The sequence below is a fragment of the Streptomyces virginiae genome, assembly GCF_041432505.1.
GTDB classification, from domain to species: Bacteria; Actinomycetota; Actinomycetes; order Streptomycetales; family Streptomycetaceae; genus Streptomyces; species Streptomyces virginiae_A.
The window spans coordinates 5,805,899-5,826,496 of sequence record NZ_CP107871.1; the positions used below are offsets into that span (position 1 = coordinate 5,805,899).

Below are 20,598 nucleotides of genomic sequence, written 5' to 3' on the forward strand. Positions count from 1 at the left end.
TTGACCGACCGTCCCGCCCCGGAGAAACGAAAGACTGCCGGGAAGCCCCCAAAAGAACGAGCCGGTCCAAGGTACGAAGGACGGGGACATCACAGCCCCCCAGGCGGCCGCGGGTGGGCACGGCCGCGAGGCGAGTCCCACAGAAGGCCGGACAGGTTCGGGGGAGCGCATCCAATCGCTACGCGCTCCCCACCTCTCAGCGTCCGACGACCGTCCTGGGTTGGACATAGGCCGCCCACGACCGTGATCCGCTCCTTGACCTGCGTCCGGCGCCCGTCTGTGGCCGGTCATAAGCCGCCCACGACCTCAGGCAGTCCTCGCCCACGCGTCCGGCGCCCGTCTGTGGCCGGGCATAGGCTGCCCACCACCCCGCGACCTCTCGCTCACCGCGTCCGGCGCCCGTCTGTGGCCGGTCACAAGGCGCCCACGCCCCGCGACTCCTCGTCTCTCAGCGTTTCCGGCCCGTCGTGGGTCGGACACAGGCCGCCCCCGCCCCGTGACTTCTCGCTCACCGCGTCCGGCGACCGTCCGGGGCCGGTCATAGGCCGCCCACGACCCATGGACGCTTCCCACGGGAGGCGTCCGGCGGATGTCGGGGGCGAAAAGGCGTGGGAGCGCGGCTATGTCGTGGTGGATGCGGGTCAGAGGGGGTGGGCGGCCCAAATGCTCGACAGTTTGCCCCAATTGCCCTTGTTTGGAGGCGGGTTTGTGGTGTCGTGTTCGCGCTGACCGGGATCCACGACGGATCAGCCGAGCTGTCGACCGTCCACCCCTCTCCGCGCGTCTTCCCAGCCCGTGACGGCCGGTGGTCGCGGTCATGGAGAGGCACATGGCGATCTGAGGCGGCCTGTGCCCGGCCACGGCCGGTCGTCGGACGCAGGTCGAGTGTCGGGTCGTGGCCGTGGGCGGCTTATGCCCAGCCATACGCGGTCGTTGGACGCAGGTCGGGCGCCGGGCCCGATGTCGTGGGCGGCTTATGTCCAGCCCAGGACGGTCGTCGGACGCTGAGAGGTGAGGAGCGCGTAGCGATTGGACGCGCCCCGTCGCCCCCGGCACGCGTCTCTCATGGGCCCCGTCTCGGGACCGTGCCCACGGGGATCGGGTCGGGCATCTCTGATCTCCCCGTCCTTCGTGTCCTGGACCGGCTCGTTCTTTTGGGGGCTTCTCGGCAGTCTTTCGTTTCTCCGGGGCGGGACGGTCGGTCAAGGGTGGCCGCAGGCCATCGCGAAGCGACGCGAGGAACGAGCGCCCTTGAGGGACCGGCCCGACCCGGAGGGACGATGGGACTGACGGGAAACCCCCATACCCCACTCTGATGCCGCCCCAGCAGCTCCCGCCGTCCCCACCCCTGCCGCGCCGGCCTGATGCCGGTCGAGTGGCTCCTGGCGCCCTCACCCCCGCCCCACCGGCCCGCCCCCGACCGACCCCGTCATCTCGCCGCGCGGCGGGCCTCGCGGATTTCGCGGGTGATCGCCCAGGCGTCCGCCACCGGGCCCAGGTGGGCGAGCTTGTCGGGGTTGACCACCGAGCGGATGGTGGCGATCCTGCCGTCGAGCATCTCGAAGGCGAGGACGTGGAGCACCCGGCCGTCCGGGTCGCGGACGATCGCACCCGGCTCGCCGTTCACGTCGTGGGGCTCGGCGGTCACGCCGATGCGGGACAGCCAGGGGAAGAACGCGGCGAGCAGACGGGCTACGTTCTGGGCGCCGTTGACGGTCTTCGCCAGCTGCGGGGCCTTGCCGCCGCTGTCCCCGACCAGTTGGGCGTCGGCGGCCAGCAGCCGTTGCAGCCCGGTGATGTCGCCGTCCTTCATCGCGTCCAGGAACCGCGTCGCCAGTTCCTGCCGCTCCTGACGGTCCGCCCGGAACCTCGGCCGGCCGGCCTCCATGTGCCGCCGCGCCCGGACCAGCAGTTGGCGGCAGGCCGCCTCCGAGCGGCCCACCGCCGTGGCGACCTCGTCGAAGCCGAAGGCGAAGACCTCCCGTAGGACGAACACCGAGCGCTCCAACGGGCTGAGCCGCTCCAGGAGCAGCAGCGCGGCCATCGACACCGAGTCCGCCAGTTCCGCCGACCGCGCCGGGTCCTGGTAGGGGTCGTTCAGCAGGGGCTCAGGGAACCACGGTCCGACGTACTCCTCGCGCCGCACCCGCGCGGAGCGCAGTACGTCGATCGAGAGCCGGGTGACCGTCGTCGACAGGAAGGCCTTGGTGGACGCGGGCCGGGTCGCCGAGGCGTCGAAGCGCAGCCAGGTCTCCTGCACCGCGTCCTCGGCCTCGCTCACGCTGCCCAGCATCCGGTAGGCGATCGAGAACAGCAGTGGCCGCAGTTCCTCGAACTCCTCGACCTTGCTCATGTCGGCTTCACTCCCCCAGGTGGTCCTGAATGATCATCAGGGTGGTGGTGGGGGAGGGCAAGCCTTCGCCGGTGCCGTTCAGTGGAACTGTCCGGCCACGTAGTCGCCGCCCGGCTGACGGGTGATGACGTTGATCCGGTTCGCCATGTTCATGAAGGCGATCAGCAGCACGAGGGCGTTGAGTTCCTCCTCGTCGTAGTGCTTGGCGGCCCGCGCCCACACCTCGTCGGCCACCCCGCCCGCCCCGTCCGCGGTCCGGGTGCCTTCCTCCGCCAGTTCCAGCGCGGCACGCTCGGCCTCGGTGAAGACCGTGGCCTCGCGCCACGCCGCCACCAGGTGCAGCCGTACCGGGGTCTCGCCCGCGGCGGCGGCCTCCTTGGTGTGCATGTCGATGCAGACCGCGCAGCCGTTGATCTGGCTCACGCGCAGCGACACCAGCTCCTGCGTCGCGGCCGGCAGCGGCGACTCCTTGATCACCTTGCCGGCCGACATGAGGTGCTTCAGGGCCTTGCCGGTGGTCGGGCCGGCGAAGAGGTTCAGTCGCGTGTCCATGGTGTGCTCCTCGGTGGTCGTCGTCGGCTACATCCCTGGGACGAGATGACCCGACCCCCTGTGACATGGGCGCGTGTGACCTACGTCTCGCAGCTCGCGGACTGTGTGAGCAGGCGTCGGAGCCGGCGCGTACGTGGCCCCCGGTGGGAGGTCCCCGCGCGACGGTCGACCACGGGCGGATATGCGTTCGATCCGAGGTGCCGGATGTGGGATCCTGCCGGCGATGATCACCTTCTCGATACCTCGCAACACCCTTGTCACCGTCGCCGCCGTAGCGGTCGCCCTCACCGCACTGACGGGCTGCAAGGACACTCCGAACGCACAGAACGGCGGCTCGGCTCCCACCTCCGCTTCGGCCTCCGCCCCCACCTCATCCGCTTCCGCGGCGCCCGTCGCGGGTGCGTTCGAGCCCGAGGCGGCTCTCGCGGAAGCCGGGAAGACGCCCTACGCGGCGACGATGAAAGCCACCACCGAAGTCGCCGGGCGGGAGGTGGCGACGACTTCGGGCAGGGCCAACTTTGAGACCGTGTTCACCGGGCGGATGGAGGTCCGTGCCGCGGACTCCGCTCCGGGCATGTGGATGGAGACCGTGACGACGGTCGACGGCAACTACGTCCGCGATCACTCCGAGGCGGGCGGCGCGTGGACGAAGATGCCGCGCGCCGCGGACAACCGGGCGAGCTACGCGGGTTACGCCAAGCTCCTGCTCGCCACCGGGCCTTCGGCGAAGAAGGGCATGGAGAACCAGGGCGGGGTTCCCGTGTACCACCTGGCGGGACGCCTCGACATCGACCAGGTGGCGTCGGTGGATCCGCGTACGCACCGTTCGATGAAGGCGAAGGGTGTCACGGCTTTCGACTGCGATCAGTGGATCGACGGCCAGGGCCGCACCATTCGCTTCGAGCAGCACATGGACATGCGCGGGATGCCGAGCGCCAACAAGATCCTCTTCAGTGAGTTCGGGCCGGTGGAGACCTTCGGCGCGCCCACCGCGAGCTGACCTCCGGGACCCGGCCCGGCCCGATCCCATCCGACCCGGTCGGTCCCGCCCTCCTCAGCCCCGCAGCAGGCGGGCCTTGGCCGTCGTGAACTCCTGGGGGGTCAGCAGGCCCTCGCGGGCGAGGCCGGCGAGCTGGGTGAGCTCCGCCACCAGGCCGGCCGGGGCGGGACGGTCGGGCGTGCTCGCCGCCGCCGGCTCCGGTTCGGCCGGCTGCGGGGGCTCGGGCGGAGCTTCGAGCGGCGCCCCGGTCGGGGGCCGCTCGGCCTGTGCCCCGGTCCGGTCCGGGGCGTCCGCCGGGCCCGTGGTGGTCGCCGGGCCCGGTGTTCCCACCGAGCCCGTCGTCGCTTCCGCCGCTCCGGAGGCCCGCGCCAGCAGGCCCCGCAGCAACGGGTGCCCCGGCGGGCGGTTCGCCGCGCGGACCGTCACTCCCATCGGGCGGATGAACATCAGGCCACCCCCGCCCGTGGATCCGCCGGGACCCGGTCCGGCGGGATGCGGACCGAGCCGACGATCCGGCCGCCCGCCGCCCGTACGGCGATGGCCGCGTCCTCGGCCCACAGGTGTTCGACGACGAGGAGCAGCGCGCAGCTCCCGCGTTCCAGCAGACCCGCCGCCTCCTGGATGTCCTCCGGCCCGATCAGTCGCGCCACGTCCCGGCCCGTCAGCAGGCCGTTCAGTTCGACGAACTCGTCGAACTCGGCCGCCAGGACATCTCCCGACGCCGTTCTCGTCGCCACGATCCCGTCGATCAGCCGGACCACCCCGGTCTTGCGCAGCCCCATCACGGCCTCGACCGCCGGGGCCCGCAGCTGCTCCTCCGGGAAGGCGAGGACGATGAATTCCACAGGTCCCATGCGCCTCGGCTCCTCACTTTCGATACTTCCGACCGTTTGTGACGACTCTTCGGCACACTATGGCATAAGCGGACATATCATCCGTCTGCTTGCTACGTTTCGGTCCATGACCGCTCTGACGGCGAAGGTGACGGAGCCCGCCCCGCCCCCGCCCCCCGGCGCCGACGCCCCCAAGCGGCGCGGCGTCGAGCTGACGCTCCTCGCCGGAGCCGTCCTGATCTCCGTCCTCGGTCACCTCTACGTCGGCCTCGCGACCACCGGCCACCTCCCCGGCCCCGCCGCCCGCTACGCCACCGGCCTGTGCGCCGCCGCCCTGCTCGCGCACCTCGCCGTCCGCCTGCGGGCCCCGTACGCCGACCCCCTGCTGCTCCCCATCGCCGTCCTCCTCAACGGCCTCGGCCTCGTCCTCATCCAACGCCTGGACGTGACCACCCCCGGCCATCTCACCGCCGGCGACCAACTCCTGTGGTCCGCCCTGGGCGTGGCGCTCTTCGTGCTGGTCGTCGCACTGCTCCGCGACCACCGCGTGCTCCAGCGCTACGCCTATCTCTCCGTCGCCGTGGCTCTCGTCCTGATGCTGATCCCCGTCTTCTTCCCGGCGGTCAACGGCGCGCACATCTGGATCCGGTTCGCCGGGCTCTCCTTCCAGCCGGGGGAGTTCGCCAAGATCCTGCTCGCGGTCTTCTTCGCCGCCTACCTCGCCGCGAACCGCACCGCGCTCGCCCTCACCGGCCGCCGCCTCTTCTGGAAGCTCCGGCTCCTCCCCGGCCGTGTCCTCGGCCCGATCCTCGCGATCTGGCTGCTCAGCGTCGGCGTACTGGTCCTGGAGCGGGACCTGGGCACCTCGCTGCTGTTCTTCGGACTCTTCGTGATCATGCTGTTCACGGCCACCGGACGGATCGGCTGGATCGCGATCGGGCTGCTGCTCGCCGCCCTCGGCGCCTACGCCGTCGGGACCTTCGAACCGCACGTGCACAGCCGCGTCGACGACTGGCTGAATCCTTTCGCCTCCATCGAGCGCGGCGAGGGTCCCGGCCAGCTCGCCCAGTCCCTCTTCGCCTTCGGCGCCGGCGGCCTCCTCGGCGCCGGCCTCGGCCACGGCCAGTCCTTCCTCATCGGCTTCGCCGCCAAGTCGGACTTCATCCTCGCCACCGCCGGCGAGGAGCTCGGTCTCGTCGGCCTCGCCGCGATCCTGCTCCTCTACGGGCTCCTCGTCGCCCGCGGATTCCGCGCCGGGCTCGCCCTGCGCGACCCCTTCGGGCGGCTGCTCGCCACCGGGCTCGCCTCGATCGTCGCGCTCCAGGTGTTCGTCATCGCGGGCGGCGTCACCGGCCTGATCCCCCTCACCGGCATGGCCATGCCCTTCCTCGCCCAGGGCGGCTCCTCCGTCGTCACCAACTGGATCATCGTCGCGCTGCTGGTCCGGCTCAGCGACAGCGCCCGCAGACCCCGCCCCGCGAAGGAGCCGGCCGAGTGATCCGCTACATCCGCTGGTGCGCGTACTTCTGCGCCCTCCTGCTGATCGCCCTGCTGGTCAACATCGCCCGCGTGCAGGTCTGGGAGTCCGCCGCCTACGGCGCGAACCCGGCCAACAAGCGCCCCGCCATCGAGCGCTACGCCGAACCCCGCGGGGACATCCTGGTCGACGGGCGCCCCGTCACCGGCTCCCGCGACAGCGGCCAACTGCTGCGCTACGAGCGCACGTACGCGAACGGCCCGCTCTACGCGCCCGTCACCGGCTTCTCCTCCCAGACCTACGGGACCAGTTTCGTCGAGCGCGCCGAGGACGCGATCCTCTCGGGCACCGACCCGGGGCTCTCGGCCTTCCCGCTCTGGTACGAACTGGCCCGTGGCCGCCCCGCCGGCGGGAACGCCGCCACCACGGTCCGCGCCGGCATGCAGCGGGCCGCGTACGCCGGGCTCGCGGGCAAGCGCGGCGCGGTGGCCGCCGTCGAGCCCGCCACCGGGAAGATCCTCGCGCTGGTCAGCAGCCCCTCGTACGACCCCTCCGTGCTCTCCGGGACGGGTACGAAGGTCAAGGAGGCCTGGACCGCCCTGAACGCGGATCCCGCCCGGCCGATGCTCAACCGGGCGCTGCGCGAGACGTACCCGCCCGGCTCCACCTTCAAGATCGTGACGGCGGCGGCCGCCCTCGACGCGGGCGTGGTCAGCGACGTGGACGCGCCGACCCGGACCCCCGACCCCTATCCGCTGCCCGGGACCAGCACCCTGCTGCCGAACGCGGGCACCGGCTGCGAGGACGCCTCGATGGCGGACGCCGTGCAGTGGTCCTGCAACACGGTCATGGCGAAGATCGGTGTGCAGGTCGGGCTGCGCGGCATGGTGGAGGCGGCGCGCCGCTTCGGATTCAACGGTGAGGGGCTGCGGGTGCCCGCGTGGGTGTCCCGGTCGAACTTCGACACCGACATGAGCCAGGACCAGCTGGCCCTGTCCTCGATCGGGCAGTTCAACACGAAGGCCACGCCGCTGCAGATGGCGATGGTGGCCGCGGCCGTGGCGAACGGCGGCGAGCTCAAGTACCCCTACCTGGTGGACCGGACCACCCAGGACGACGGCTCCCAGGTCCGGCGCGGGGGCGAGCGCAGCCTGGGCCGGGCGATGAACCCGGCCACCGCCGTCCGGCTGCAGGACCTGATGGTCAAGGTCGTGGAGAACGGGACCGGCCGCAACGCCGCGATCCCGGGCGCGGTGGTCGGCGGCAAGACGGGCACCGCGCAGCACGGGGTCGGCAACGCGGGCACGCCGTACGCCTGGTTCATCTCCTGGGCCAAGGCCGAGGGCGCGGCCCTGCCGCAGGTGGCGGTCGCGGTGGTGGTCGAGGACGCCTCGGCCGACCGGGGTGACATCAGCGGCAACGGCGCGGCGGCCCCGATCGCGCGGGCGGTGATGGAGGCGGCCCTGGCCACCGGCTGACACCCGGCCCCCGGCCCCGGCCCCTGGCCCCGTCTAGAGGACGTCCGCCCCGTCGGCGATGGCGGACGCGACCTCCGCCACCCGCGCCGACTCCTCGGCCGCGAACCGCTCGCGGTCGAGGGCCTCGGCGATCTCCTCGTCCTGGCTCATCAGCAGGTCCAGGTTCGAGTCGCCCAGGTCGAAGACGCCGAGGTCCAGGTAGGCGCGCTGCAGCCGTTCGCCCCACAGCCCGATGTCCTTCACGCACGGCACGATCCTGCTGAACAGCAGCTTGCGGAACAGGTGCAGGAACTCCGACTGCTCACTGAGCAGCGTCGCCTCCTGGGCCCCGATGCCGAAGTTCTCCAGCACCTCCACCCCGAGCAGTCGGTTCCGCATCAGGTAGCAGCCCTCGATCACGAACTCCTCGCGTTCGCGCAGCTCGGCGTCGGTGAGCTGTTTGTAGTAGTCGCGCAGCGCCATCCGCCCGAAGGCCACGTGCCGGGCCTCGTCCTGCATCACGTACGCCAGGAGCTGCTTCGGCAGCGGCTTGGTGGTCGTGTCGCGGATCATGCCGAAGGCGGCCAGGGCCAGCCCCTCGATGAGCACCTGCATGCCCAGGTACGGCATGTCCCAGCGGGAGTCGCGCAGGGTGTCGCCCAGCAGCCCCTGGAGGCTGTCGTTGATCGGGTACAGCATCCCGACCTTCTCGTGCAGGAAGCGCCCGAAGATCTCGGCGTGCCGGGCCTCGTCCATGGTCTGGGTGGCGGAGTAGAACTTCGCGTCCAGGTCCGGCACCGACTCCACGATGCGTGCCGCGCACACCATCGCGCCCTGCTCGCCGTGCAGGAACTGGCTGAAGTTCCAGGAGGCGTAGTGCTGGCGCAGCTCGCCCTTGTCCTTCGCGGTGAGCTTGGCCCAGTGCCGCGTCCCGTACAGCGGCAGGGCCTCCTCGGGGGTGCCCAGCGGATCGTACGGGTCCACCTCGATGTCCCAGTCGATGCGCTTGCCGCCGTCCCACTGCTTGTCCTTGCCCTTCTGGTAGAGCGCCAGCAGCCGCTCGCGGCCGTCGGCGTACTCCCAGCTGAAGCGGGCGGAGCCGGCGGCGGGGACCTGCCAGACCGACTCGCCCGGGTTCTCGGTGTAGAGCTCATGCGTCGACACTGACGCCCCCTCGTCTCACGTACTGCCGTGTGGGACCGGACAGTTGGCAGCGTCACACGTTGGTAGACACGGGGTCAACAAGTCGTGCGCGAGGGATTGACGACCTTGCTGACAGGCAGTCTCATAAGAAGTGACAGCCGGTAACTCGACGACGAGGTGTCCGAACCCATGACCACCGTGACCGAACGAGCCGCGCTCCAGGACGCCCTCGGCCTGCTCAAGGACCGCGAGCAGATAGCCGAGCGCCTGCTCGAATCCTCGGCCAAGCACTCCTTCGACCCCGACAAGGAACTCGACTGGGACGCCCCGCCGATCGAGGGCAAGTACTACTGGCCGCCGGAACTCCTCTCCCTCTACGACACCCCGCTGTGGAAGAAGATGGGGGAGGAGCAGCGCATCGACCTCTCCCGCCACGAGGCGGCGGCGCTCGGCTCCCTCGGCATCTGGTTCGAGATCATCCTCATGCAGCTCATGGTCCGGCACATCTACGACAAGTCCCTGACCAGCAATCACGTCCGCTACGCACTCACCGAGATCGCCGACGAGTGCCGCCACTCGATGATGTTCGCCCGCATGATCCAGAAGGCCGGCGCCCCCGAGTACCCCGTCTCCCGCGTCAACCACAACCTCGCGCGGATCCTGAAGACGATCTCCACCACCCCCGGCTCCTTCGCCTGCACCCTCCTCGGCGAGGAGATCCTCGACTGGATGCAGCGCCTGACCTTCCCGGACGAGCGCGTCCAGCCGCTGGTCCGCGGCGTCACCCGGATCCACGTCATCGAGGAGGCCCGGCACGTCCGGTACGCCCGCGAGGAACTGCGCCGCCAGATGCTGACCGCCCCGCGCTGGGAGCAGGAACTCACCCGGATCAGCTGCGGCGAGGCCGCCCGCGTCTTCTCCCTGGCCTTCGTCAACCCGGCCGTCTACGACAACGTCGGCCTGGACCGCCGCGAGGCCGTCGCCCAGGTGAAGGCGAGCGGCCACCGCCGCGAGGTCATGCAGAGCGGCGCGAAGCGGCTCACCGACTTCCTCGACGACATCGGCGTCCTGCGCGGCGTCGGCCGTAGGCTCTGGCAGAGCTCGGGGCTGTTGGCGTAGGCCCCGATCGCCCGGACACCCACCCGTCCGACGTGCGCGGGGCTACCCTGCGGTCATGACCGTACGCGCGTATCGCAGGCTGAGCGTCGAGGAGCGGCGAGCCCAACTCCTCGACGCCGCCCTCTCGCTGTTCGCGCACCGGGCACCCGAAGAGGTCTCGCTCGACGACGTCGCCGAGGCCGCCGGAGTGTCCCGCCCGCTCGTCTACCGCTACTTCCCGGGCGGCAAGCAGCAGCTCTACGAGGCCGCCCTCCGCTCGGCGGCCGACGTCCTCGAACTGTGCTTCGCCGAACCCCAGGAGGGACCCCTGACCCGGCGGCTGTCCCGGGCCCTGGACCGCTACCTCGCCTTCGTCGACGAACACGACGCCGGCTTCGCCGCCCTCCTCCAGGGCGGCAGCGTCGTCGAGACCTCCCGCACGACGGCGACGGTCGACGGCATCCGGCGGGCCGCCGCCGAGCAGATCCTCGTCCACCTGGGCGTCCCGACCCCCGGCCCCCGGCTGCGCATGATGGTCCGTACGTGGATCACGGCCGTCGAGGCCGCCTCCCTCATCTGGATCGACGAGGGCAAACAGCCCGAGGTCGAGCACCTCCGGGACTGGCTGCTGGACCAGTTCATCGCCCTGCTGACGGCCACCGCCGCCACCGACCCGGAAACCGCCGCGGCCGCCCGGGCCGCCCTCGCCCTGGAATCGCCGGACGGCCCCGTCGGGGTCCTGGCCCGCCGCGTCGTCCCCGTGGTGTCCGAGGCCGCCCACCTGCTGTGACACTGGTGGGGTGAGAAGCCAACCGACCCCGTTCGAGGGCGGCCCGATGGACGGCCGGGTCCTCCCCGTCCTCCTCGGCCCGACCGGACACCCCCCGAAGTGGTACGAGATCCCCGTCCCGGCACCGGACGGCGGCCCGCCCACGGTCCTGCTGTACGAACGCGTCCCGGCGGGCTACTCCAAGCGGCTCGGCCTCCAGAAGGGATGGAAGTACGACTTCCGCCCCACGGGCACCAAGCCGAAACCCCGCTGGCCCTGGACGAAGCCCCCCCGAACCTGATCTCCCGGGATACCTCGGGGCGGGGCGCCGCCGCGGGCTCGGGCATCGGGTCGGGCTCAGGCCGAAGCCGGGTACCTCGGGGCGGGGGCTCCGGGTGGGGACGGGCGCGCGCCGGGGTGTCTCCTCGGCCGCCGAACGTGACGAGGCGTCGGAAAGCGCGGCGGCAAGGCGTTCGGCGCCCTGCGGGGACACCCCGGCACACACCCGTCCCTACCGTCCGCCCGCTCCCGCGACGGGGGAGCCCCCGGCCAGGAACCCGGCAGGGCGCGGAGGTCGGGGCCGGGTGTGTGTCGGGGCGATCCCCGCAGGGCGCCGAACGCAGTGCCGCCCGACGTTCCGACCCCGCGTCACGTTCGGCGCCCGAGGAGACGCCCCGGCGCGCACCCGGCCCCGACCGAAGCCCGCCCCGACCGCGCCCCGCCGCCCAGGCGCGCCCCGCACTCCGGCCGAGCCTCCTGCCAGGGCCCGGCCAGGACCCGGCCGAGCCTCCGGCTAGGAACCCGGCAGGGTGAGGACCGCCAAGCCCCCACCCCCCTCCGCCTCCAGGAACTCCAGCCGCGCCCCGATCACCCCGGCCTGCCCCACCGCGATCGTCAGCCCCAGCCCGTGGCCCTTGCCACCTCCGCTGCGGAAGCGCTGCGGGCCGTGTGCCACCAGGTACGCCGGGAACCCGTCCCCGTGGTCCCGTACGGTCACCACCGGCCCGTCCACCGTCAGCACCACCGGCGCCCGCCCGTGCTTGTGGGCGTTGGCCACCAGGTTCCCGAGCACCCGTTCCAGCCTCCGCCGGTCCGTCTCCACGTGCGCGTCCCGGACGACCACCACCTCCGTGTCCGTCCCGGACGCCCGCACCACCCGGCGTACCAGCCGCCCCAGCTGGTGCAGATCGCTCTCCACCACCTCACTGCCCGAGTCCAGCCGGGAGATCTCCAGCAGGTCCTCGGTCAGCTGCCGCATCGTCCGGACCCGCTCGCGCACCAGCTCCGTCGGCCGGCTCTCGGGCAGCAGCTCCGACGCCGCCTGCAGACCCGTCAGCGGAGTGCGCAGCTCGTGCGCCACGTCCGCGGTGAACCGCCGCTCGCTCTCCAGCTTCGACTGCAGGCTCCCGGCCATGGTGTCCAGCGCCGCCGCCACCGTCGCCACCTCGTCCTGGTGCCGTGCCGGGGTCCGGGTACGCGGGTCGTTCACCCGCGCGTCGAGGTCGCCCTGGGTGATCCGCCGGGCCACCGCCGCCGTCAGGTGCAGCCGCCGGGTCACCCGGGTCACCGCGAACGCGCCCATCAGCAGCGTCCCGCCGATCGCCAGCAGCGACGACCCGATGATCGCGTTGTCCAGCCCGCTGATCGTCTGGGCGCTCTGCCCGTAGTCGACGGCCGTCGCGAGCGCCCGGCCGTCCGCCGGGCCCGCCGCCCACATGGTCGGCCGGCCCCGATGGTCCGCCACCAGCGTGCCCCGGCGTCCGCTGACGGCGAGCGCCCGCAGCTCCGGCGGCAGCCCGACGGGGTCCAGCCAGGAACCGCGCGGAAGGGGCTCGCCCGCCTCGTACGCGCGCGAGACCTCCAGCAGTTTCCCGAGAGCCTTCTCCCGCGCCGTGGCCACCGTCTGCCGGGTCACCTCCACGTGCACGAGGGCGCCCAGCACCGCCGCCAGCGAGCAGCACATCACCACGATGAAGCACGCCGACTTCCAGGTCAGCGTGGCCGTCCAGGAAGGCAGCCGCAGGCGTCGCAGAGGCCGCGAGGACCGCGAGGACCGCGCGGGTCTCACGGGTCTCACGGCCGGCCCGGCGGGGGCGCGGGCTCCCGGCTGCCCGGGCCCTGCCCGTTGCCCGGCACCCGTACGATCTGCTCGCGCGTGGGCAGCATGGTCAGCTGCTTCTCGTCCCAGGACCAGGCGGTGATCAGCTCGTATCCGTGGTTGCCGCTGGGCACCCGCAGGATCACGTCACCTCCGGCCAGTTCCACCGTGATGACGGTCTCGGTGGTCGCCATGATCCGGTTGAGCCGTCCGTCCGGGTCGGCCGTGTAGACCCGTACGGACATCATCTTGTCCGGGAACTCGATGCCGACGATCAGCTCGTCCTTGCCGTTGCCCGTGAGGTCCCGGTAGTACGGCTTGAGCACCGGGCACGCCTCCGGCTCCTCCTCGTCCTTGTCCGCGCCCTTCGCGCACTCCCGGATCGCGGCCGCCGTCCGGGGCGGCATGCCGTCCGCGCCGACCTCGGTGTTCGGATGGGCGCTCAGCTCGGCCTGGACGAGCGCCACCGGGTCGACGGCGTGCACATCCTGGTCGCGGACCGGCGGGATCCCCTTGACGTACTCGGGCGGGGCGCCACCCGGATCGGCGGGCGGTACGGACGCGCCACGACGGTCGGGCCACAGATGTACGGGCCCGCTCGCGGTCGGCGTGGAGCCGGCGCTCACCAGCCCGCCCGCGTCCCCGCAGCCCGCCAGCAGCGGAACCAGCGCGAGGAGGGGGAGCAGAGGGCGCGCGGGCACACGCAAGCGCATTCTGTTCACAGCTCCCCGTGCCCTTCTGCCCGCGCTACGTCGACGCTCGATCACGTCAACCATATGCGGTGGAACATCCGTTTTTTACCCTGAGGTCTCAGCTGTCCGTGCGTCCTCGGCGCAGCATCGCGAATCCCAGCCCGGCCGCACCGACCGCCGCGATGCCGCCCGCGGCGGCGAGCAGCAGCACGCCGTCACCCGGACCGTCCGCCAGGGTACTCAGCCGCCGCCCACCGCCGGAGCCCTCGGCGAGGGCGTGGGTGTCCCCGGTGGTCGACTTCCGCGGACCGGAGGCCGGGACGACCTGCCCGCCGCGTGCGTCACCACGGGCTTCGTCGCGGGTCCCGGTCTTGTGCCCGTCGCCCGCCAGCGTGTGGTCGGCGCCTCGGGCCGGGACGTCTCCCATCCAGGAGCTCAGCCGGCCGGAGGAGTCCAACGCGGCGTGCAGGTCCCCGGAGCCGCCGAAGGCGGTGACCCCGTCACGGCTCGTCAGCGTGGCCGCCTTGGAGCCGTCGGCCGCCAGGATCTCGGCCTGGTAGGCCCCGTTCGCCGTGCGGTACACCTTCGCCGTGGAGACCCCGTCCGCGAGCGCGAGGCTCTTGACGAGGATCGACCGCGGGGCCGCGGAGTGCGCGGACGAGGCGGCGGGCACCCCGTCGGCCAGGGCGACGGCGGTGGGCAGCGCCAGCAGACTTCCGGCGCAGGCGGTCACGGCGGCGGCGCGAACGAGAGTGCGGCGGCTGGCGGTGGTCACGGGGAAATCCTTCGATGCCGGTCAGGGCCTGGGCCATCCAGGTGGGTCAAACCTAGGGCTCGGCCGTTGCGGAGGCGCCCCGTTCGTGTAACAGCGGAGTCGCAACCCTCCGTCGGAGTCGTTACACATCCGAGGGATTGCCCTGCGGCGTCCCGGCTGCTCCCATGGACGGCGGGGGTGAGGGCGATGCGCGGACTCAAGGTACTGCCGAGCGGCCGGCCCGGCCGCGGCCGGCTGTACGTCAACCTGCCCGACGGGCAGGCGGTGGGCTGGTACGACCGACAGGCCAACCGGATCAGCGTCCTGGCGGACGACCACCGTGAGGCGATCCTGGCGGTGCTCCGCCCCTACCTGAGCGGGACGGTCGCCATCGGCCCGCCCCCGGTACCCACCGCCTCCGACCTGCGCCGTCTCGCACTGCCGCCGGACGCGGACCTGGCCCCCAACTGCCCCGGCGAGACCTTGCTCGGCGAACTGGAACACGGCTCGGCGGGCACCAGGGCCCGGCACCGGCTGCGCCAGGACCTGACCGCGCAGCAGCGGATGGGCGACTCCTTGGACGCCCTGGAAGCGGACGGCTGGCGGGCCTTGCACTGCGTCCCGTTGCCGGGCCTGGGCCGCATCGACCACCTGCTCATCGGCCCGGCGGGGGTCTTCTGCGTGCGTACGATCCCGGGCCGCCGTCAGCGCGCGGTGGTCGGTGACCTCCTGCTCACGGTGGGCCGCACGGAACCCCGCCCGGACCCCCGCTGGATCCGCCGCGCGGCGGCCTTCGCCACGGCCGCCCTGGCCGCCGAGGTCACCCCGGCGCTGGCGGTGGTCGACGCCGCGCGGGTCGAGACGGCCCCCACGGTCCGCGATATCCGCATCCTCCAAACCCCGACGGCGACCCCGACCCTCACGGCGTCCCCGACAACCCTGAAACCCCCGGAGATCGAAGCCCTCTTCGCCCGAGCCCGAGACACCACCACCTGGCTGCCCCCCACCTGAGATTCCAGCCTCGCCGGCGTTTGAGGCACGGGGTCCGGGGCGGAGCCCCGGTTTCGGGAAGGGGCGGGTAGGGGAAAGCGCCGCAGGCACCGCCCGGCTCCGGCCCGGCCTGGCACCGCCCCCTCCGCTCAGGCGGAGGTCCGCTTCCGCGGTGCAGCCGTCTTCTTCGCTGACGCCGCCGCACCGGAACCGGTCTTCTTCGCCGCGGCGGTCTTGGCCGTACTCTTCGCCGTGGTCTTGGCCGTACGCGAAGTCGACTTGCCCGTCGCCGACTTGCCACCGGCCGTGGTCGTCTTCTTCTTCGTCGCGGCCGAGGCCGCCGTCTTCTTGGCCGAGGCCGCCGTCGACTTCTTCCCGCCGACCGCCTTCGGCGCCGCAGCGCCCGTACCCGCACGAGTCCCCGCCCCCGCCCGGGCCTTCCGCCGAATCGGCGTGACCTCGGCCTCCGCCGCTCCCTCGCCCTCGCCCTCGCCCCCTGCCTCGCCCTCCCTCTCCCCGTCGGCCTCCCCCCGGGAAGCCTTCGCGGCCCGCACACTCCTCTCCAACGCCGCCATCAGGTCGATCACCTGCCCGCCGGCCGGCTCCACCACGGCCTCCGTCGGCTCGAACGCCCCACCCGACTTCGCCACGATGAGCGCCTCCACGGCCTCCCGGTAGTCGTCGTGCAGCGAAGCCATCTCCACCTCCCCCAGCGTCGCCATCAGCGCGTCCGCCAGGTCGAGTTCGGCATCCCGTACGGTCACGTCGGCGTCCGGTGCCACTCCCTCCGGCGCCCGGATCTCGTCCGGCCACAACAGCCCGTGCATCGCGATCACGTCGTCCACGACCCGCAACATGCCCAGCCGCTCCCGCCCCCGCAGCGCGTACTTGGCGATCGCGACCTTCCGGCTCCGCTTGAGCGCCTCCCGGAGCAACGTGTACGGCTTCGCCGCCGTCGCCCCGTTCGCCGCGAGGTAGTACGCCGCGTCCATCTGCAGCGGATCGATCTCCTCCGCCGGCACGAACGACATGATCTCGATCGTCTTCGCGGTCGCCAGGGGCAGCTGCGCCAGGTCCTCGTCCGTGATCGGGACGATCGACCCGTCGGCCTCCTCGTACCCCTTGCCGATCTCCGCGCTCGGCACCTCCTCCCCGTCCAGCTCGCACACCTTGCGGTACCGGACGCGCCCGCCGTCATTGACATGGATCTGGCGGAAGGAGATCGAGTGGCTCTCGGTGGCGTTCACGAGCTTGATCGGGATGCTGACCAGGCCGAAGGAGATCGCCCCGTTCCAAATGGATCGCACGGTTCCTCCTGTTTCGTGGCAGTCTCATCGTATGACGCCGATCACATTGGTGGAGGGCCGTCGCATCGCGCTCAGCAATCTCGACAAGGTCCTCTACCCGGAGACCGGCTTCACCAAGGGCGAGGTGTTGCACTACTACGCCACCGTCGCGGGCCCGCTGCTCGCCCACATCCACGACCGACCGGTGTCCTTCCTGCGCTACCCCGACGGTCCCGACGGCCAGCTGTTCTTCACCAAGAACCCGCCGCCCGGCACACCCGACTGGGTGAGGACCACCCCCGTGCCCCGCTCCGAGGACCTCTCCGCCGCCCAGGTGGTCGTCGCCGACCTGGCCACCCTCATGTGGTCCGCCAACCTCGTCGTGGAGTTCCACACCCCCCAGTGGACGGCGGGCCACCCCGCCCTCGCCGACCGGATGGTCCTCGACCTCGACCCCGGCCCGCCCGCCACCGTCGTCGAGTGCTGCGCCGCCGCGCTCTGGCTGCGCGAGCGGCTCGCCGCCGACGGCCTGCACGCCTACGCCAAGACCTCCGGCTCCAAGGGCATGCACCTGGCCGTACCGCTGGAGCCGGTCCCCTCCGAGCGGGTGTCCGCGTACGCGAAGCAGCTCGCCCAGGAGGCCGAACGCGCGCTTCCCGAGCTGATCGTGCACCGCATGGCCAAGGCGCTGCGCCCCGGCAAGGTCTTCGTCGACCACAGCCAGAACGCCGCCGCCAAGACCACCGCCGCCCCCTACACCCTGCGCGCGCGGGCCCGGCCGACCGTGTCCGCGCCCGTCTCCTGGGCGGAGGTCGAATCCTGCCGCAGCGCCTCCGCCCTGGTCTTCCTCGCCGACGACATCGCACCGCGGCTCGCCCGCGACGGGGACCTCTTCGCCCCGCTGACCGACCCCGAGCACGCCCGCCCGCTGCCCGGGACAAGGGGCGGGACCGGGAGCCGGAGCGGGGCCCGGCCGTGATCCGCGTCGCGCTGGCCGCCGCCGTACGTACCCTGCCGCGCGGGGCGGGACTGGCGTACGAGCCGAAGTTCGACGGCCACCGGCTCGTCGTGCTGCGCTCGGCGACCGACGTGACGCTCCAGGCGCGCTCCGGCCGGATCGTGACCAGCGCCTTCCCCGACCTGGCCGCCGCCGCGCTGCTGTTGCCCGCCGACACGGTCCTCGACGGCGAGGTGGTCGTCTGGCACGCCGGGCGTACGGACTTCGCCCTGGTGCAGCGGCGGGCGGCGGCCACCGCCGCCCGGGCCGCCGTCCTCGCGCAGCGCCTGCCCGCCTCCTACGCCGCCTTCGACGTGCTGGAACTGGCCGGACTGGACCTGCGCGGCCGCCCCTACGAGCGCCGCCGGGCCCTCCTCGTCGACCTGCTGCTGCCCCTGGGTCCGCCGCTGCAGCCGGTGCCGATGACCACCGATCCGGAACTGGCCGCCACCTGGTACGAGACCCTGCCCGCCAGCGGCATCGAGGGCCTCGTCGTGAAACGGCTGGACCAGGCCTACCCGGCCGGGCGGCGCGGCTGGCAGAAGCTCCGGCACACCGACGTCCGCGACGCGGCGGTGGTCGGCTACACCGGCACCCCGCGCCGGCCGCTCGCCCTGGTGCTCGTCCTGCCGGTCGGCGACGAGACCCCGCTGGTGTCGAGCCCGCTGAGCGCGGCCCTGCGGGCGGAGGTGGCGGCCGAGGTGGCCGAGCGCGGCGCGGCCTCGCCCTCCTTGGCCACGGTCACGGCGATCGGGCTCGGGGAGGTTCCCTTCCGTGCGCTCGACCCACCGCTCACGGCGGAGGTCCGGCACACCTCGGCCCGGCATCCGCCGCCGGAGGTGCTCCGGCTACGGACGGACCTCTGACCCGCGCGGGAGGCGCGGGTCAGAGGCCGTCGAAGTGGTGCGTCAGGCGTGTGCGCCGCGTCCGGCGTCCGGCGGAGACCCCGGCTGTGGATGCGGTCCCGGGCCCTCCGGCAGCTTGTATCCGGACTCCCGTTCCGCCCGGACCTCGTCCGGATGGGCGGAGGTGGTGGAGCCGAAGTTCCCGTAGCCCTGCATCTCGTGCGGCCGTAGACCCCCCTCGGGGATCTCCACCTGGTCCCGCTCCTCGCGGACCTCGTAGACCGCCCCGCCCTCCGGCAGGTGGGGCTGGCTCTCGGCGGTGGGCGGGGGTGGCTCGTGGTTCCGCACTCTCTTGCCCAGCAGGAAGCCGCCCAGCAGGAAGCCGGCGACGAGGATGCCGACGACCAGGAACCAGGCGATGTCGGCGAGGGTCGCGTCCACGCTCAGGGTCGTGTCCATACGGACCATGTTCCCGCACGCAGGTCCGAAATGCTCCGCTATGGCCTGGATGCCTTGGGCCATCCGGGGTACACGCCTGGTGCGCGTACCCGCCGAACGAGAAGGAGGCCGACCATGCCCCGCGGATCGTCCCCGAAGCGCGAGCGACAGTACGAACACATCAAGGAAGGCCTGGAGGAGCGCGGCGAGCCGGAGAAGAAGGCGAAGGAGATCGCCGCCCGGACCGTGAACAAGGAACGGGCCCGGGCCGGCGAATCCCGGACGGCGAGCAAGGAGTCACTGGAGGACATCTCCTCGTCCCGGCGCGGGGGCCTGCACTCCCACTCGGGCGCGCAGGGCCCCACGTACGAACAGCTCTACGCCGAAGCCCGGCGCCGCAACATCCACGGCCGCTCGGACATGAACAAGACGCAGCTCAAGCGCGCCCTGGGGGAGTGACGGTCCCGGCTAGGCGTTGATGGGCCCGTCGGCGTCCCGCAGGGCGCCGGCGGCCTTGCGTTCCCCGAGCGCCCCCAGGATCTCCGCGCAGATCGCCAGCGCGGTCTCCGCCGGGGTACGGGCGCCCAGGTCCAGGCCGATCGGGCCGTGCACCCGCGCCAGTTGGGCCTCGGTGACCCCGGCCGCGAGCAGCCCCTCCCGCCGCCGGGCCGTGGTCTTGCGGGAGCCCAGCGCGCCGACGTACGGCACCTCCTGGGTCAGCGCCACCCGCAGCGTCGGCACGTCGAACGACTCCTCATGGCTCAGCATGACCAGGCACGCGGCGTCCCGGCGCGCCTCCAGCACCTTGCCGGCCTCCTCCGGTCCCGTGACCAGTACGGCCTCCCAGCCCAGCAGCAGCGACTGCCGCTCGATGATCTCGGCCAGCTCGCCGCCGCCGCCGATGACCACGTACGGGGCCGACGGGAACGCCTCGACCAGCACCAGCCCCGACTCCGCGTACAGCGCGTCCCGCCCGGCCCGCCGGGTCGCCAGCAGTTCGCCCGCCCGCCGCCCGGCATCGTCACCGGGCGCGTCCGTGGCCCGTACCACCTCACTGGTGGCCTGGTCGGCGGCCTCGTTCAGCCGGGTCACCAACGCCACCCCGACCCCGTCGCCCAGCAGCTCCCACCACGCGGCCGGGATCGCGGCGAGGGGCTGCAGCAGCACCTCGGCCTGCCCGCCGCAGGTCAGCCTCGCGGCCACGGCCTCGGCCGCCCGCACGGACACCTCGCACACCCGCGCCGTGACCCCGGGCGGCAGGGCCGCGACCTCGGCGGCGAGCTCGGCGTCGAAGACCCCGCGGTAGAGCGTGCCGACACACTCCCCCTGCGGGTCGATGAGCACGGCCCCGGCCGGATCCCGCGGCCCGAACCCCTGCTCGGTCACGGGCCGGGCCAGAAACCCGGCCCGCCCCTCGGCCGCCCACCGCCGCGCCGTCTCCACCAGCTCACGCATCCGCGCCGCCCTTTCCCGATCGCCAGAGCACGCCCCAGAGCACCGGCCCAGCGGCACCGTGCGGCCTCACCTCCAACGTAGCCACGCGGCGCACCCGGCCCCACCCCCCAAATCCCACAGACCCCACCCCACCTCCCTCGTACGGACCACCGGAACCCAACGAGGAACCTGTCATGTCGAACAGCCGTTCACCCACGTGTTGTTAGAGTGATCCATCCTGATTCGTACGCCACGGACCGCAGTGCCGGGCGCGGACGGCAAACCGGTGGTCGGCCTGGCTACCAGGTCAACGTCTGGGACCGGTACAACCGGGACGAGGGCAAGGGCGTCCGCATCGGGCAGCAGTTCGGTGCAGCACTAC

Annotated in this window: 21 protein-coding genes; 10 read left to right on the forward strand and 11 right to left on the reverse strand. The window is 72.5% G+C overall.

The window, feature by feature from the left end; genetic code table 11:
* Positions 1-1,429: 1,429 nt before the first annotated feature.
* Both OG624_RS27225 and OG624_RS27230 read right to left on the reverse strand, forming a co-directional pair.
* Positions 1,430-2,353, reverse strand: coding sequence for an RNA polymerase sigma-70 factor (locus OG624_RS27225; RefSeq protein WP_371639932.1), 924 nt, complete (start codon positions 2,351-2,353; stop codon positions 1,430-1,432).
* 78 nt (positions 2,354-2,431) lie between these two features.
* The gene (locus tag OG624_RS27230; protein WP_371639933.1) at positions 2,432-2,905 is read right to left on the reverse strand and encodes a carboxymuconolactone decarboxylase family protein; all 474 of its coding nucleotides are present in this window, start codon (positions 2,903-2,905) and stop codon (positions 2,432-2,434) included.
* 223 nt (positions 2,906-3,128) lie between these two features.
* Here OG624_RS27230 and OG624_RS27235 point away from each other — a divergent pair, with 223 nt between their 5' ends.
* Positions 3,129-3,905, forward strand: coding sequence for a hypothetical protein (locus tag OG624_RS27235; protein ID WP_371639934.1), 777 nt, complete (start codon positions 3,129-3,131; stop codon positions 3,903-3,905).
* A gap of 54 nt (positions 3,906-3,959) precedes the next feature.
* Here OG624_RS27235 and OG624_RS27240 read toward each other — a convergent pair whose 3' ends face one another.
* Both OG624_RS27240 and OG624_RS27245 read right to left on the reverse strand, forming a co-directional pair.
* Positions 3,960-4,352 carry an SHOCT domain-containing protein gene (locus OG624_RS27240; RefSeq protein WP_033218772.1) on the reverse strand — a complete coding sequence of 131 codons (393 nt, stop codon included), beginning with the start codon at positions 4,350-4,352 and terminating at the stop codon, positions 3,960-3,962.
* Entirely contained in the window at positions 4,352-4,759 is a 408-nt protein-coding gene (locus tag OG624_RS27245; RefSeq protein ID WP_033218774.1) for a DUF6325 family protein, read from the reverse strand. Before OG624_RS27245 ends, OG624_RS27240 begins: the two co-directional genes overlap by 1 nt.
* A 106-nt stretch (positions 4,760-4,865) precedes the next feature.
* Between OG624_RS27245 and OG624_RS27250 the strand changes: the two genes are divergently transcribed.
* Together OG624_RS27250 and OG624_RS27255 are read left to right on the forward strand one after the other, a co-directional pair.
* Positions 4,866-6,236: an FtsW/RodA/SpoVE family cell cycle protein gene (locus OG624_RS27250; RefSeq protein WP_237545553.1), complete on the forward strand. Its 1,371-nt coding sequence runs from the start codon at positions 4,866-4,868 to the stop codon at positions 6,234-6,236.
* Positions 6,233-7,693 carry a penicillin-binding transpeptidase domain-containing protein gene (locus OG624_RS27255; protein ID WP_371639935.1) on the forward strand — a complete coding sequence of 487 codons (1,461 nt, stop codon included), beginning with the start codon at positions 6,233-6,235 and terminating at the stop codon, positions 7,691-7,693. Before OG624_RS27250 ends, OG624_RS27255 begins: the two co-directional genes overlap by 4 nt.
* Positions 7,694-7,726: 33 nt before the next feature.
* Here OG624_RS27255 and OG624_RS27260 read toward each other — a convergent pair whose 3' ends face one another.
* Positions 7,727-8,836, reverse strand: coding sequence for a ferritin-like domain-containing protein (locus tag OG624_RS27260; protein WP_371639936.1), 1,110 nt, complete (start codon positions 8,834-8,836; stop codon positions 7,727-7,729).
* A gap of 168 nt (positions 8,837-9,004) precedes the next feature.
* On the opposite strand from OG624_RS27260, the gene OG624_RS27265 reads away from it, so the two are divergent.
* From OG624_RS27265 to OG624_RS27275, 3 genes are read left to right on the forward strand one after another with little or no spacing between them, the layout of a single operon-like run.
* Positions 9,005-9,934, forward strand: coding sequence for an AurF N-oxygenase family protein (locus tag OG624_RS27265; protein ID WP_033218781.1), 930 nt, complete (start codon positions 9,005-9,007; stop codon positions 9,932-9,934).
* 55 nt (positions 9,935-9,989) lie between these two features.
* The gene (locus OG624_RS27270; RefSeq protein WP_033218783.1) at positions 9,990-10,703 is read left to right on the forward strand and encodes a TetR/AcrR family transcriptional regulator; all 714 of its coding nucleotides are present in this window, start codon (positions 9,990-9,992) and stop codon (positions 10,701-10,703) included.
* Positions 10,704-10,713: 10 nt separating this feature from the next.
* Entirely contained in the window at positions 10,714-10,983 is a 270-nt protein-coding gene (locus tag OG624_RS27275) for a hypothetical protein (protein ID WP_033218785.1), read from the forward strand.
* Positions 10,984-11,475: 492 nt separating this feature from the next.
* On the opposite strand, the gene OG624_RS27280 is transcribed toward OG624_RS27275, so the two are convergent.
* From OG624_RS27280 to OG624_RS27290, 3 genes are all read right to left on the reverse strand, one after another.
* Positions 11,476-12,750, reverse strand: coding sequence for a sensor histidine kinase (locus OG624_RS27280; RefSeq protein ID WP_244290746.1), 1,275 nt, complete (start codon positions 12,748-12,750; stop codon positions 11,476-11,478).
* A gap of 5 nt (positions 12,751-12,755) precedes the next feature.
* Entirely contained in the window at positions 12,756-13,481 is a 726-nt protein-coding gene (locus OG624_RS27285; RefSeq protein WP_266353282.1) for a hypothetical protein, read from the reverse strand.
* 109 nt (positions 13,482-13,590) lie between these two features.
* The gene (locus OG624_RS27290) at positions 13,591-14,247 is read right to left on the reverse strand and encodes a hypothetical protein (protein ID WP_266353284.1); all 657 of its coding nucleotides are present in this window, start codon (positions 14,245-14,247) and stop codon (positions 13,591-13,593) included.
* Between the two features lie 186 nt (positions 14,248-14,433).
* Between OG624_RS27290 and OG624_RS27295 the strand changes: the two genes are divergently transcribed.
* Complete coding sequence (locus OG624_RS27295) at positions 14,434-15,237, forward strand: nuclease-related domain-containing protein (protein ID WP_371639937.1); 804 nt, start codon at positions 14,434-14,436, stop codon at positions 15,235-15,237.
* A 128-nt stretch (positions 15,238-15,365) separates the two neighbouring features.
* Here OG624_RS27295 and ku read toward each other — a convergent pair whose 3' ends face one another.
* On the reverse strand, positions 15,366-16,523 hold the full coding sequence (gene ku / locus OG624_RS27300; RefSeq protein WP_371639938.1) for a non-homologous end joining protein Ku: 1,158 nt from the start codon (positions 16,521-16,523) through the stop codon (positions 15,366-15,368).
* Positions 16,524-16,554: 31 nt separating this feature from the next.
* On the opposite strand from ku, the gene ligD reads away from it, so the two are divergent.
* Together ligD and OG624_RS27310 are read left to right on the forward strand one after the other, a co-directional pair.
* Entirely contained in the window at positions 16,555-17,481 is a 927-nt protein-coding gene (ligD, locus tag OG624_RS27305; protein ID WP_371639939.1) for a non-homologous end-joining DNA ligase, read from the forward strand.
* The gene (locus OG624_RS27310) at positions 17,481-18,365 is read left to right on the forward strand and encodes an ATP-dependent DNA ligase (protein WP_033219098.1); all 885 of its coding nucleotides are present in this window, start codon (positions 17,481-17,483) and stop codon (positions 18,363-18,365) included. Before ligD ends, OG624_RS27310 begins: the two co-directional genes overlap by 1 nt.
* Before the next feature lie 42 nt (positions 18,366-18,407).
* Here OG624_RS27310 and OG624_RS27315 read toward each other — a convergent pair whose 3' ends face one another.
* Positions 18,408-18,803, reverse strand: coding sequence for a DUF6479 family protein (locus OG624_RS27315; protein WP_051763109.1), 396 nt, complete (start codon positions 18,801-18,803; stop codon positions 18,408-18,410).
* Positions 18,804-18,917: 114 nt separating this feature from the next.
* Here OG624_RS27315 and OG624_RS27320 point away from each other — a divergent pair, with 114 nt between their 5' ends.
* Entirely contained in the window at positions 18,918-19,241 is a 324-nt protein-coding gene (locus tag OG624_RS27320) for a hypothetical protein (protein WP_033218800.1), read from the forward strand.
* 9 nt (positions 19,242-19,250) lie between these two features.
* Here OG624_RS27320 and OG624_RS27325 read toward each other — a convergent pair whose 3' ends face one another.
* The gene (locus OG624_RS27325) at positions 19,251-20,237 is read right to left on the reverse strand and encodes an XdhC family protein (RefSeq protein ID WP_033218802.1); all 987 of its coding nucleotides are present in this window, start codon (positions 20,235-20,237) and stop codon (positions 19,251-19,253) included.
* Between the last annotated feature and the right edge of the window lie 361 nt (positions 20,238-20,598).

What these genes read in the sequence shown, in the direction of transcription:
- OG624_RS27225 (WP_371639932.1), bottom strand. Translation starts at nt 2,353, where the DNA reads ATGAGCAAGGTCGAGGAGTTCGAGGAACTGCGGCCACTGCTGTTCTCG.
- OG624_RS27230 (WP_371639933.1), bottom strand. Translation starts at nt 2,905, where the DNA reads ATGGACACGCGACTGAACCTCTTCGCCGGCCCGACCACCGGCAAGGCC.
- OG624_RS27235 (WP_371639934.1), top strand. Translation starts at nt 3,129, where the DNA reads ATGATCACCTTCTCGATACCTCGCAACACCCTTGTCACCGTCGCCGCC.
- OG624_RS27240 (WP_033218772.1), bottom strand. Translation starts at nt 4,352, where the DNA reads ATGTTCATCCGCCCGATGGGAGTGACGGTCCGCGCGGCGAACCGCCCG.
- OG624_RS27245 (WP_033218774.1), bottom strand. Translation starts at nt 4,759, where the DNA reads ATGGGACCTGTGGAATTCATCGTCCTCGCCTTCCCGGAGGAGCAGCTG.
- OG624_RS27250 (WP_237545553.1), top strand. Translation starts at nt 4,866, where the DNA reads ATGACCGCTCTGACGGCGAAGGTGACGGAGCCCGCCCCGCCCCCGCCC.
- OG624_RS27265 (WP_033218781.1), top strand. Translation starts at nt 9,005, where the DNA reads ATGACCACCGTGACCGAACGAGCCGCGCTCCAGGACGCCCTCGGCCTG.
- OG624_RS27270 (WP_033218783.1), top strand. Translation starts at nt 9,990, where the DNA reads ATGACCGTACGCGCGTATCGCAGGCTGAGCGTCGAGGAGCGGCGAGCC.
- OG624_RS27295 (WP_371639937.1), top strand. Translation starts at nt 14,434, where the DNA reads ATGCGCGGACTCAAGGTACTGCCGAGCGGCCGGCCCGGCCGCGGCCGG.
- ligD (WP_371639939.1), top strand. Translation starts at nt 16,555, where the DNA reads ATGACGCCGATCACATTGGTGGAGGGCCGTCGCATCGCGCTCAGCAAT.
- OG624_RS27315 (WP_051763109.1), bottom strand. Translation starts at nt 18,803, where the DNA reads ATGGACACGACCCTGAGCGTGGACGCGACCCTCGCCGACATCGCCTGG.
- OG624_RS27320 (WP_033218800.1), top strand. Translation starts at nt 18,918, where the DNA reads ATGCCCCGCGGATCGTCCCCGAAGCGCGAGCGACAGTACGAACACATC.
- OG624_RS27325 (WP_033218802.1), bottom strand. Translation starts at nt 20,237, where the DNA reads ATGCGTGAGCTGGTGGAGACGGCGCGGCGGTGGGCGGCCGAGGGGCGG.